General features: G+C 42.4%; 13 protein-coding genes. All 13 read right to left on the reverse strand.

What is annotated here, in order from left to right:
* Positions 1–90: 90 nt before the first annotated feature.
* The 13 genes from asnS to dapB all read right to left on the reverse strand — a co-directional run bounded on the left by asnS (position 91) and on the right by dapB (position 12,713).
* A complete protein-coding gene (gene asnS / locus AMR95_RS06935) occupies positions 91–1,383 on the reverse strand; it encodes an asparagine--tRNA ligase (protein WP_156414536.1) in 1,293 nt (430 codons plus the stop codon).
* Between the two features lie 115 nt (positions 1,384–1,498).
* Positions 1,499–1,984, reverse strand: coding sequence for a cell wall elongation/penicillin-binding protein regulator TseB (tseB, locus tag AMR95_RS06940; protein WP_058837941.1), 486 nt, complete (start codon positions 1,982–1,984; stop codon positions 1,499–1,501).
* 12 nt (positions 1,985–1,996) lie between these two features.
* Entirely contained in the window at positions 1,997–2,167 is a 171-nt protein-coding gene (locus tag AMR95_RS18795) for a YpmA family protein (RefSeq protein ID WP_064497519.1), read from the reverse strand.
* A gap of 132 nt (positions 2,168–2,299) precedes the next feature.
* A complete protein-coding gene (gene dinG, locus AMR95_RS06945; RefSeq protein ID WP_058837942.1) occupies positions 2,300–5,092 on the reverse strand; it encodes an ATP-dependent DNA helicase DinG in 2,793 nt (930 codons plus the stop codon).
* A gap of 114 nt (positions 5,093–5,206) precedes the next feature.
* Positions 5,207–5,590 carry an aspartate 1-decarboxylase gene (panD, locus tag AMR95_RS06950; RefSeq protein WP_024422780.1) on the reverse strand — a complete coding sequence of 128 codons (384 nt, stop codon included), beginning with the start codon at positions 5,588–5,590 and terminating at the stop codon, positions 5,207–5,209.
* Complete coding sequence (panC, locus tag AMR95_RS06955) at positions 5,583–6,449, reverse strand: pantoate--beta-alanine ligase (protein WP_058837943.1); 867 nt, start codon at positions 6,447–6,449, stop codon at positions 5,583–5,585. The genes panD and panC overlap by 8 nt, the downstream gene beginning before the upstream one ends.
* Positions 6,446–7,285, reverse strand: coding sequence for a 3-methyl-2-oxobutanoate hydroxymethyltransferase (panB, locus tag AMR95_RS06960; RefSeq protein WP_024422781.1), 840 nt, complete (start codon positions 7,283–7,285; stop codon positions 6,446–6,448). The genes panC and panB overlap by 4 nt, the downstream gene beginning before the upstream one ends.
* A 197-nt stretch (positions 7,286–7,482) precedes the next feature.
* Positions 7,483–8,466, reverse strand: coding sequence for a biotin--[acetyl-CoA-carboxylase] ligase (locus tag AMR95_RS06965; protein WP_058837944.1), 984 nt, complete (start codon positions 8,464–8,466; stop codon positions 7,483–7,485).
* Positions 8,439–9,641, reverse strand: coding sequence for a CCA tRNA nucleotidyltransferase (locus AMR95_RS06970; RefSeq protein ID WP_058837945.1), 1,203 nt, complete (start codon positions 9,639–9,641; stop codon positions 8,439–8,441). Before AMR95_RS06970 ends, AMR95_RS06965 begins: the two co-directional genes overlap by 28 nt.
* Positions 9,634–10,779, reverse strand: a complete 1,146-nt coding sequence (gene bshA / locus AMR95_RS06975; protein WP_058837946.1) for an N-acetyl-alpha-D-glucosaminyl L-malate synthase BshA — start codon at positions 10,777–10,779, stop codon at positions 9,634–9,636. Before bshA ends, AMR95_RS06970 begins: the two co-directional genes overlap by 8 nt.
* Positions 10,780–10,781: 2 nt before the next feature.
* Entirely contained in the window at positions 10,782–11,486 is a 705-nt protein-coding gene (bshB1, locus tag AMR95_RS06980; protein ID WP_058837947.1) for a bacillithiol biosynthesis deacetylase BshB1, read from the reverse strand.
* Entirely contained in the window at positions 11,473–11,892 is a 420-nt protein-coding gene (mgsA, locus tag AMR95_RS06985; protein ID WP_034280445.1) for a methylglyoxal synthase, read from the reverse strand. Before mgsA ends, bshB1 begins: the two co-directional genes overlap by 14 nt.
* Positions 11,893–11,909: 17 nt before the next feature.
* Positions 11,910–12,713, reverse strand: coding sequence for a 4-hydroxy-tetrahydrodipicolinate reductase (gene dapB / locus AMR95_RS06990; protein WP_039179514.1), 804 nt, complete (start codon positions 12,711–12,713; stop codon positions 11,910–11,912).
* Between the last annotated feature and the right edge of the window lie 4 nt (positions 12,714–12,717).

Here is a 12,717-nt window from a genome sequence, read left to right on the forward strand (position 1 = left end):
CTCTTCATTTTAAGTATATCACGTTTTATTTCACGTGCCTCCCTAAAAAGACGTTTGAAAAAGCCTCCATTTGTTGGAGGCTTTCACGTCTTAAGGGTATAAACGGTTTAATAATCTTGGGAAAGGAATGGTTTCACGCACATGCGGCGCTCCACTAATCCAAGCAACTGTACGTTCAAGTCCAAGACCAAAACCTGAATGCGGTACAGAACCGTATTGTCTTAATTCTGTATACCATTTGTAAGTTTCCTGATCAAGCCCATGTTCTTTCAATCTTGCTTCAAGAAGCTCTAAATCATGAACACGCTCAGAACCGCCAATAATCTCTCCGTAGCCTTCTGGTGCAATCAAGTCTGCACAAAGGACAACATCTTCACGATCTGGTGCTGGCTGCATATAGAACGGTTTTAATGATGTTGGGTAATGAGTGATAAACACTGGTTTATCATAGCTTTCGGCAATCGCTGTTTCGTGAGGCGCCCCGAAATCATCTCCCCATTCGATATCATCAAAGCCTTTTTCCTGCAAGAATTTAATCGCTTCATCGTAAGTGATGCGCGGGAATGGTGCTTTGATGTTTTCTAATTTCGCTGTATCACGACCTAGTGTATGCAGCTCCACTTTACAGTTTTCAAGTACACTTTGAACAACATGAGACACATAATTTTCTTGATACTCAAGGTTTTCATTGAATTCGACAAAAGCCATCTCAGGCTCGATCATCCAAAACTCAATTAAATGACGTTTTGTTTTAGATTTTTCTGCTCTAAATGTTGGGCCAAATGAGAATACTTTTCCGAGTGCCATTGCTGCAGCTTCCATGTAAAGCTGACCACTTTGAGAAAGGTACGCATCTTCATCAAAATATTTAGTAGCAAACAGTTCCGTTGTGCCCTCAGGTGCACTTCCAGTTAAAATTGGCGGATCTACTTTCACGAAACCTTCTCGATGGAAATATTCATATGTAGCACGAATAATTTCGTTACGGATTTTCATAATGGCATGCTGTTTTTTAGAACGAAGCCATAAATGACGGTGATCCATTAAGAATTCTGTTCCATGCTCTTTCGGTGTAATTGGGTAATCTGTCGCTTCATGAATCACTTCAATGGATTTCACTTGTAATTCAAAACCTAGTGGTGAACGCTCATCTTTTGTCACTTGACCTGTCACATAGACAGATGTTTCTTGTGTGACTGATTTCGCAAGCTTAAAGACTTCCTCTTCCACTTCTGCTTTTACTACGACTCCTTGAATAAAGCCTGTCCCGTCACGCAGCTGCAAAAATGCAATTTTTCCGCTTGAACGTTTATTGGCAATCCATGCGCCGATGGTTACTTCTTGATCGACGTGTTTGAACACTTGATTAATCGTTGTTTTCAACATAATTCCCTCCAAAGCCAGAAAGAAACTCACCTATTTGTCAGGTGTGAATCTTTTTTCATACATTTTATTATAACCGTTCTAAATCAGCATGGTCAACGCAAGACAGGAGAAACTACGGTGTTAAATTTTTTTCCACGCGTCCTGTCGAAAAGTCGACATAGCTGAAGCTATATTGATTGTTCTCATTTAAGTACGTCACTTCCCAAAGGAGTACGTCACCTTCTCTCGCTAATTTGACTTCTTTTAGCTTAGTGACCGTGTTCTCCTTTTGAACGGCTTGTACTGCTTGATTCGAGGTAATGCCTTCTTTTGCTTTTTTTGCGATCACTTTTTCTTTTTTGCTGGCAGGAACCCAAACGTAGGTCGTTTCATTCTGTTTGTTTTTCCCTTCAACAATAAATTGCTTTTCTTTCCCGACAAAGGTTTCCACTTGCTCCACTTGTACGATGTTTGCTTGTTCTTTTGCTCGTTCGATCGCTGCTTCATGCCCTTGTTCTCTTTGTCCCATGGCAATTTGATAAATCCACGTAAAGCTGATGATGCCAATGAGCAGAACGAGAGCCACTACAGATGAAATAATCCAGACTATTTTTTTCATGTCAAGCTTCCCCTATGTGCGATATATCGTAAATACCGCTTGATTTTGGTCTTCTTGATCTAATGCTAATCCAAACATGAGATCTTCTCTTTTAAGCGTTCTGTTCAATACATCAACGATTTTGTACAGGTCTTCTGAATGCTTAATTTGAACAGTTGAAAGTACCTCTATTTTACTTTCCACTTCTATTTCCTCCTCGGTACGTAAATATTGTTAGTCATACTTTTCTGCACGGGAACCGATACTATTTTTACAACGGAACACAAAAAACCGTTACGATAAATTAACTCCAAACCCACACCAGCTAAAGGCCGCTTATGACAGCGGCTTTTCGTTGTTAAGGTTTTCTATATACGCCTCAAGTGACTCTTTTGACATCTCGTGAACTGGCGCATGAGGGAGTGATTCTAAAAATAGTTTTCCATATGAAGCGGTTTTCACTCGGCGGTCTAAAATCAGCAATGTGCCAATGTCTTTTTCAGAGCGCAGCAAGCGTCCAGCTCCTTGCTTAAAGGTTAACACAGCTTCTGGTAAAGCGACGGCTTTAAATGGATTCTTCCCTTGTTTTTTAGCTGCATCACATTTTGCTTCAATGAGCGGAGAATCAGGCGGCCGGAACGGAAGACGTGCCATGATGACTGTAGTCAGCTCTGAGCCTGGAAAATCAACACCTTCCCAAAAGCTACCCGTACCAAGTAAAATAGCTTGTTTTGCTAATTTGAACATTTTCGTTAATTTTACGGGGCTTCCGCCTGTCAGACCTTGAGCAAAAAGGGCGGACTGCATCCCTTCTGTTTTTAGCTCTTCATAGACTGCTTTTAACATCTCATGTGAATTAAACAAAACCAATATTTTTGCATGCTGCTGCTTTTCCATAATCTTAATATATTGCGCAGCTTGCTTTACATAATCTCGTTCATCACGATTTGTAATCGGCGGCATGTCTGCCGGAACAATGACCTTGAGCTGTTTTTCAAGTTCGAAAGGTGAATCAATTTGCACAAGATGAGGGTAAAAATCTTGCAGGCCAAACCGTTCCAAGCAATAATCAAAGCGGTGATTGATCGTAAGCGTCCCTGATGTAAGGACGACACTCTTTTTGTTCATAAAGAAACGATCAGCCAAAAGCTCCCCAGTATCTAACGGCTGTGCATGCATAAAGACAGCGTTTTTGGCGCCCTTTGCATCAATTTCAATCCAAACCGTTTCATCGTTTTTCGGTTCAAAGATAAACCGGTAAAGCGTACTGCAAAAAGTATGCATAAACGACATGACTTGGTCGTATTCCTCTGCTTCAAAGGCAAAGTGTTCTGTCAGCTGTTCACTTTTTTGAAGAAGCTCGTTTTTTTGCTGCTCATACAGCTTCTCACAAGCAATTAACAAGGAACAAAGTTTACTTGCCGTTTCTTTAATCCGTTTCCACTGAGCATGCTTTGAATGATGACGTACTCTATGAATGAGACGATTGATGTCGGCTTTTGGTTTTGTCCTTTTCACAAATGAATGAACGGTGCTAAAGAAAGCATCACTTTCCATTTGAAGCTGATTCAGATACTCATCCATTTCAATAAATGTGTCCGTCTGTAACCCTGCATGATGAAATCTCTTTTTCAGTTTCTTTAACAGTCCGCCTTGCAAGGAGCCAAGCTGCGTTAATTTCGCATGAAGCTGGATATAAGACGCACTATCCCCTAGTGTTTCATTGGCTGTTTTCTCAAATTGATGGGCTTCGTCTATCACATATACGTCAGCATGCTGAAAGATAGACGATGCCTCCGTTTGTGATAAAAGCAGACGATGATTCGTTAAAATTAAATCAGCTGTTTTTGCCCTTTTTTTGGCGCGCTCATAAAAGCAATACTCTTTAAAACGGCGCTTTTTTGATGTAAACGGCATATGTACACAGGAAATGCGGTCTTTTATATTGGCGGCTCCTGACGGTAAATTCAGTTCAGATAAATCACCTGTTTCCGTTACAAGGAGCCACATTAAAATTTGCGCCTTCGTTAAGACCACATCATAGTTATCATCTTCCTCATGAAGCACATGCTCAAACTTATCTAAACAAATATAATGCGCCCGCCCTTTAAAGACACAGGCAACAGGCTTAAACGGGAGCAGTTGATTCAAGATCGGCACATCGCGCTGAAGCATTTGCTGCTGCAAAAGAATGGAATATGTACTAATAATGACAGGTTTTCCTGATTTCCTCGCTTCTAGAGCGGCTGGGATGAGGTAAGCGAGCGTTTTCCCAATACCTGGTGCCGCTTCAATTAATGCATAGGCTCGTTCATGAAACACGTCTCTCACTTTATTCATCATCGTAAGCTGGCCTTCTCTTACCTCATAGCCTTCTACCGTTTGCGGAAGTTTCTTTTTGATCTCCTCAAACAGCTTTTCATCATTTTCACCTACTGAATGTGTCGCCCTACTGATAGGATTGGTGACATCTTTTACAGCAAAAGAGCCGACTTCCACCAAAGAATCTTCCAGGCTGGCTTGGCTCGTTTCAAGCTGCTTAATTAAGAGCCCTATATCACTTAGGAGATAAGAAGATAATCTGCGCAGCTGCTTCAGCACATTTTGCGGTGTATGTTTTAATTGATGTAATAAAGTTAAAAATAACATGGCAGTAACTTCCGCATCACTATCCGCCCTATGCGGGTGGTCATGTGGAAGCATGAGCTCTTCACTTAATTCAGTGAGCTTATAACCTTCAAGCTCAGGATAAAGAATTCTAGAAATCTCAACTGTATCAATTGCTAGCACATCCAGCTCATTTTTCCCGCATGCTTTTAGTTCATCATTTAAAAAATTCAAATCAAAATGAACATTGTGCGCAACAAAATAAGCACCCTGTATGAGGTCATACACCTCTTGGGCAATGTCCTCAAAAAACACCGCATCGTCAACCATGTGCTGCTGAATGCCTGTCAGCTGTTCAATAAATCCAGGGATTGCTTTTCCCGGGTTCACATATTTTGAATACCGTTCGACAATTTGTCCATTTTCAATGACCACCGCAGCTATTTGAATGATTTTATCACCTTTTTTAGGTGAATTCCCGGTGGTTTCAATATCAACGACAACAAACCTTTGATCGGTCATAAAATGGACACCTCAATTCCTCGTTTCACCCTGAAGTGAAACACGCTCTGGACAAAATAGATGAAACAGAACAGCTTCTCTTCCTGAAACTGTTCTGTTTCTACGGAACTTGCGTTATAAAATCGTTCTAGCAGGCTCTTGCCCAATCATTTGTTCAATTTGATTTTGTTTATTTAACACGACCACTTTTGGTGTATGTGTCTTTGCTTCTTCTTCTGACAGCATCCCATAAGCGATAATAATGACTTCATCCCCTGGCTGAACGAGTCTCGCCGCCGCCCCATTTAGACAAATGACACCGCTCTTTCTTTCGCCAGGAATAATATATGTTTCAAGTCTCGCGCCATTATGATTATTGACAATTTGTACTTTCTCATTTGCCATCATACCTGCCGCATCAAGTAAATCTTCGTCAATTGTAATACTTCCTACATAATGTAAGTTTGCTTCTGTTACCGTCGCTTTATGAAGCTTAGATGTCATAAAGGTTCTATACATGTTTTTCACCGCTTTCAGGAACATGGAAAATCACATTATCAATCAGTCTTGCCCGTGAAAATTTCACCGCAATCGCCATAATGACTTGACCTGCTAACTGTTCAAGCGGCTCAAGTTCTGGATATGAGTAGATCTCAATATAATCAATTTCCCCGCTCGTCTGAACAAGTTCCTCTTCAATCAGCTGATACACACGGCTGACATCACGTTCACCTTTTTCAACAGCTGACCGTCCTTTTGTTAATGCGCGGTATAAAGCAGGTGCTTCTTGTCTTTCTTTTTCTGACAAGTACACATTCCTTGAGCTTTTCGCTAAACCGTCTTCTTCTCTGACTGTTGGTACAGATACAAGGTGAAGATCAAAGAAGAAATCCTTGATCATCGCATCGATCACAGCGACTTGCTGTGCATCCTTTAGACCAAAGTAGACATTTGTTGGTGACACAAGATGAAACAGCTTTGTAAGCACAGTGACAACGCCGTCAAAATGTCCTGGACGTTTTTTTCCGCATAAGACATCCGTCCGCTTTTGAACCGTCATCGTAATAGATGGTTCATTTTGGTACATTTCCTTCACATCAGGTGTAAATAAAATGTCCACTCCTGCTGCTTCTGCAAGACGCTGGTCTCTTTCTATATCCCTTGGATAGGATTCAAAGTCTTCATTTGGTCCAAATTGCAAAGGATTGACAAAAATACTCATCACGACAATGTCATTTTGTCCTCTTGCCTCCTTCGCAAGCGTCAGATGTCCTTCATGAAGAAAGCCCATCGTCGGAACAAAGCCGATGGAATGCTGCTTATCTTGATGCTGCTTGATTAATTCTTTTAGCTCGTGAATATGGGTGACAACGTTCATTTTTTGATTCCCCCATATAAGCCATCAAGGACTTCTTCTTTGATATGAAACGTGTGCATGTCCTCTGGAAATGTGCGTGCTTTTACTTCTTTTGTATATTGAATGAGCGCTTCTTCTAAAACAGTATCAATTTGCGCGTATTGTTTCACAAACTTAGGTGTTCTAGACACCCCGTATCCTACCACATCATGGTAAACAAGAACTTGTCCGTCTGCCTCAGCTCCTGCACCAATTCCGATCACAGGAATCTTCAGCATGTCGGTAATTCGTTTTGTCAGTTCGCCAGGTACGCATTCCAGCACAAGTGCGATTGCACCAGCTTCCTCACATTTCAAGCTGTCTTCAATCAATTTTTGAGCACTTTCGTGGTCTTTTCCTTGCACCTTATACCCGCCAAGTACACCAACAGATTGAGGTGTGAGGCCTAAATGACTGACGACAGGAATGCCGCCTCTTGTTAGAGCTTGAATGGATTCAAATACTCCATCTCCGCCTTCTAGCTTTAAGGCATCGGCACCGCTTTCTTGCATGATGCGTGCTGCATTTTTCATTGTTTCTTCTAACGAATAATGGTAAGACATAAATGGCATATCAGTCACAACAAATGTGTCTTTTGCGCCTCTTTTCACTGCTTTGGTGTGATGGATCATATCATCCATCGTGACTTGAACTGTGGAATCTAGTCCAAGTACAACCATCCCAAGTGAATCACCAACTAAGATCATGTCGACTTCCGCTTTTTCCGCTTGCTTTGCAGCTGGATAGTCGTATGCAGTCAGCATCACAATAGGTTCATTTTGTTCTTTCATTTTGAAAAAATCTAACTTTGTCTTCATTTGTTCCTCCTCATTCTGGAGAGGAAATGGCTTGCCTCACATCACATGCTTTGATTTCTCATGTGCGGCGAATCATCCCTCTGTCCAAGTCCCTTAGGATCAAGGCAGAAATTTATCAAATTTTTCTTCCTAACAGGTACAGTTCTTTGCAGATACTGCCCACACGAAGTATATCAAAAATGTGCCGGGTGTTCCACTCAAGTTGACTTGATCTCAATGTCTGCGGAGTAGATTTTTTGGATACCGTCCTCCGTTTCAAGCAATAAAACACCTTCTTCATTGATTCCAAGCGCCTTCCCCGAATATTGCCCATTGACGGTGCGGGCAACAATATGTTGACCGATCGTCATCGCAAACGATTCCCATAATTGTTTAATCGGCGCAAATCCTTGCTGCATATAATCATCATATCTTTTTTCAAAGGTGGACATGATCTGTTGTATGAGTGCAGCCCGATCCACTTTTTCATTCAGTTCCATTCGCAGACTTGTGGCGACATCCTTTAGTTCATCCGGGAAGTCATCAGCTGTTTGGTTCACATTAATGCCCGGTCCAATAATGACCGCATGAACCTGGTCAGCTTCTGCTTTTAATTCAGTCAGAATGCCAACGACCTTTTTCCCATTCAACAAAATATCGTTTGGCCATTTTATAGATGGAGCGAGTCCTGTTTGCCGCTCAATCGCTTCTGCGATGGCTACAGATGCCAAAAGCGTCATTTGCGGCGCTTTATAGAGCGGGATCTCAGGCCGGAGAATGAGACTCATCCAAATGCCTGTCCCATTGGGTGAATGCCACGTTCTTTGAAGGCGTCCTTTTCCGTCTGTCTGATGATCGCTGACAACGATCGTGCCGTGGGACGCACCTTCATTTACAAGATCATGGGCAATCAGCTGAGTTGAAGCGACTTCTTTCTGAAAGTAAATATGCCTGCCGAAGCTCTCTGTTTCAAGACCAAACAGAATTTCGTCCTCACTAATTTTGTCCGGTTTACGAAGCAGACGGTATCCTTTTCTTCTGACCGCTTCTACCTCATACCCCTCTTTTCGCAAATCCTCCATATGCTTCCATACAGCCGTTCGGGAGCAGCCAAGCTCATCACAAATTTGCTGACTTGAGACAAAATCCTGGCCGGATGCTGTAAATAGTTCAATTAATCGTTTTCTAATTGCGGATCGCATGCTTTAAGCCACTCCTCTATGGCTTCTTTTCGGTTTTCTAAACGGTTTTGCAAAACGGCTTTTTTCACAAGATCAAGCTCTTCTGCAATCCATTTCCCAGACGTCTTTTGCCGAAAGGCCATTAAATCTTTTCCTGAAACAGCGAGGTCTTGGAGCTTTTTAATCGGCAGTACATCATAAGAACGCTTCGCTGCCTCCAGCTCATCAAAGAAAATGCGGCGTTCATGTTTTAGCTGCGTGATCTTCAAACTAGATAAGAGCACGTGTTCACCAGCTTCAAACATGTTTTCCGCATCCCAGTCACAATCAACGTATTTACTAATAGCCATTGCGTCTTTCAAAAGCTTCGTTGACAGCTTCCATTCTTTTAAGAAGACCGCAGCTTCCGCTTCATCTAGGCCAAGCAAATGGATACAAGCCCCCCATACCTCTTCTAGTCCATCCAGCAAGTAATATGGAAAGGATTGAAAGGATTCGTGAAGACGATCCTCTTTGAGACCTGGTAATTCTTCATATAACTTAGTTGAGATGAGCACTTGAATGGCCTGCTCACAATGACGGCCTTTTAAAAGCTTCTCCATTTCAATCTTTTTGCGCTCAACCGATATGTTGGCAAGCAGATGCTTATCTTTTTTCATAGCTTCAGCCGTCTCATCTGCCAGCTCAAAGCCAAGCTGGCTTAAAAAACGGACAGCTCTCATCATGCGAAGCGCATCTTCTTGAAAGCGGCACGCAGGATCTCCTACGGTTTGAATTCGTTTCCGCTTAATATCCTGTTTACCACCTACATGATCAATGATTTCCCCGTTTATATCCATGGCCATCGCATTAATCGTTAAATCTCTTCTTAAAAGATCTTCCTTAAGCGACGTAATAAACGCCACTTCTTTCGGTCTGCGAAAATCTTCATATTCTGATTCCGTTCGAAATGTCGTGACCTCATAGCTGACACCCTCATGCAACACAATGACAGTTCCATGCTCCTTACCGACATCTACTGTTTTTTCAAATAAGGACTCAACCTTATCAGGTGTTGCATCTGTCGCAATATCGATATCGCCGATTTCCCGTCCTAATAGAACATCTCTCACCGCTCCGCCGACAAAGTAAGCCTGATGCCCATGTTCGTGCAGTGTATGTAATATAGGGATCGCATGTGTGAATGGTTCATTCATCTTCAACATCACCTTCGATCAATTCTAGGTAAAGCTTTTCATATTCACTCACAATCTTTTCAGAGGAGAATTGAGCCTGAACACTAGATTGAGCTGCCGCTGACACTTTTTCATGAAGCGCTTCGTCTTTTAGCAGAGACACTGCGTGCTTTGCTGCTCCGTCTATATCGCCGAGCGGGACAAGAAACCCTGTTTCTCCATGTGTAATGACCTCTGGAATACCTCCGACATCCGTTCCGATACAAGGGACACCGCACGCCATTGCTTCAAGAAGCACAAGCCCAAAGCTCTCCTTCTCTGAAAGAAGCAACTTCAAATCACTTATTGAATAAAGCTCCTCAACCTTCTCTTGCTTTCCTAAAAACAACACGCGGTCTGTCAGTCCCAGTTTTTTCACAAGTTCGCATACGACCGATTTTTCAGGACCATCACCAATGAGCAACAGCTTTGCCTGCACCTGTTCAGAAATCTTTTGAAACACATGAATCACATCATGCACCCGTTTCACTTTTCGAAAGTTTGATACATGGATGATGACCTTTTCGTTCGGTAAAAGACCATAATGTGTCTTTAGCAAATCGTGATCTTCACGCAAATACACCCGTTCATCAACAAAATTATGAATCGTATCAATCTTTTTATCTGGTTTGATGAGATCGTACGTCTGCGCAGCTAATGAATGCGACACCGCCGTCACACGATCCGATGATTCGATGGCGAACCGAATGACTTCCTTTAATGATGGATCATAGCCTAAAACCGTAATATCCGTTCCATGAAGCGTCGTAACGACTTTCACAGAGTGTCCAGTCATTTGTTTGGCTAGAAACGCACAGACAGCGTGCGGGACTGCATAATGCGCGTGAATAATATCAAGCTTTTCTCGTTTTGCGACTTCTGCCAATTTACTTGCCAGCGCAAGGTCATAAGGCGGATATTGAAAGACAGCATATTGATTCACATCCACCTCATGAAAATAAATATTCGGATACACTTTATTAAGCCTAAACGGAATGCTAGAGGTAATGAAATGAACATCGTGCCCTTTTTCAGCTAAACGTTTTCCAAGCTCCGTGGCTATAATGCCCGATCCGCCGACACTTGGATAACAAGTAATTCCGACCTTCAGTTTTTTCATAATTACCCCCCAAGTAAGTCATCATCCAACAAAAGTGGTTTCTTTGTGATAAACCCTTCTGCATAAGCTTTGTTGACTTCTCTTCCATACATAGACTCTCTCATTTTGACAAAATCAATATAACCGTTCACAAGAGGTGTCTCTACTGAATTTGCCGATTTAATAAATTGGCTTTTATACGCATGCAAGCTATCAATTTTTTGGTGCATTTCCTCAGAAATATCGATCACAAAATCTGGACGATGGTGCCCATTAATCATGTAATAATACATTTGGCTTATTTTATGCGCTGGCTGCTTGTATGAATCTTCAAATTTATGTATGCCTGCAGAAAAAGCGGCCTCTTCTACAAGTGAGCCCGCATGGCCATGATCTGGATGCCGATCTTGGTGGTGCGGAGCGAAAATCAGTTTCGGTTTGTATGTTCGAATCACGCCCGCAATTTCCTTCATCGCTTCGTCATTTAGATACAGCCCTCTATCTGGCAGTGTGAGCTGGATTCTCGCTCTGACACCTAAAATAGCGGCGGCGGCTTTTGCTTCTTCTTTGCGGCTCTCTACCGTTCCATTTGAAGATAATTCGGCTTGGGTCAAGTCGCAAATCCCGACGCGCGCCCCTTTTTTCACGTATTTTGCAATCGTTCCGCCCATTCCGATCTCTACATCATCGCTATGGGCACCGAATGCAAGGATATCAAGTCGTTTCATTTGTTCCTCCGTTTTTTGCTACATCTCGAAAATCAAACGTACCTTTATTTAAATTCCTGACTAAAATTTCAGCGGTTCCCATATTGGTGGCTAATGGAATGGTATACACATCGCAAAGCCGGATGAGTGCAGATACATCCGGTTCATGCGGCTGCGCAGTTAGTGGGTCTCTAAAAAAGAGCACAAGATCCATTGCATTATCAGCAATTAAAGCACCGATCTGCTGATCTCCCCCAAGTGGTCCTGACTGGAAACGATGAATGGGAAGCCCCGTCGCTTCTTTCACTCTCAAACCTGTTGTCCCTGTTGCGTAAAGTGTATGATCTGCCAAAATATCACGGTACGCGGTGGCAAACTGTATCATGTCACTTTTTTTCTTATCGTGAGCGATTAAAGCAATGTTCATCAGGAATCCACTCCTTATTAGTCGATGATATTTTCTAAACCATAGACGAGCTGATCAATGTGCATGACCTGTTCCACTGAAAGTTTCACGCCTGACATAAAGGATGCACGGTTATAAGAATCATGACGAATGGTGAGCGTCTGTCCGTCCATTCCAAACAGCACTTCTTGATGTGCAATCATACCAGGAAGTCTCACGCTGTGAAGACGGATACCATCATAATCTGCTCCTCGTGCCCCTTCGATCAATTCTTTCTCTTCTGGATGTCCCTGCTTTTTGCTTTCTCTTACTTCTGCAATCATTTCAGCCGTTTTTAAGCCCGTACCGCTTGGGGCATCTAGTTTTTTATCATGGTGAAGCTCAATGATTTCAACGTCAGGAAAATAATTCGCGGCCATTTTGGCAAATTTCATCATTAAGACTGCACCGACAGCAAAGTTTGGCGCAATAATACAGCCTATGCCCTTTTCTTCTGTTAATTGCTGAAGCTCTTTTAGGTCATCTTCTGAAAATCCAGTTGTGCCTACGACTGGACGCACGCCATGTTCAAGTGCTTTTTTTGTATGTACTTTCCCGATTTCTGGTGTCGTCAGATCAATTAATACATCTGGTGCTGTTTCTGAAAGACACACATCAATATCCGTATAAATTGGCGCATGAGAGGTCGTATGAATCACATCAGATAATTTTTTTCCTTCATGCACGTGATCAAGTGCGGCCACCAGCTGAAAATGGCCTGTTTCTTCCGCCAGCTTCACAGCTTCTATCCCCATTCTTCCTCTTGCTCCAGCGATTACTACTTTGATGGTTTCGTTCGTCATCGTC

The organism is Bacillus sp. G1(2015b), from assembly GCF_001482475.1.
Taxonomy (GTDB): Bacteria; Bacillota; Bacilli; order Bacillales; family Bacillaceae; genus Bacillus; species Bacillus safensis.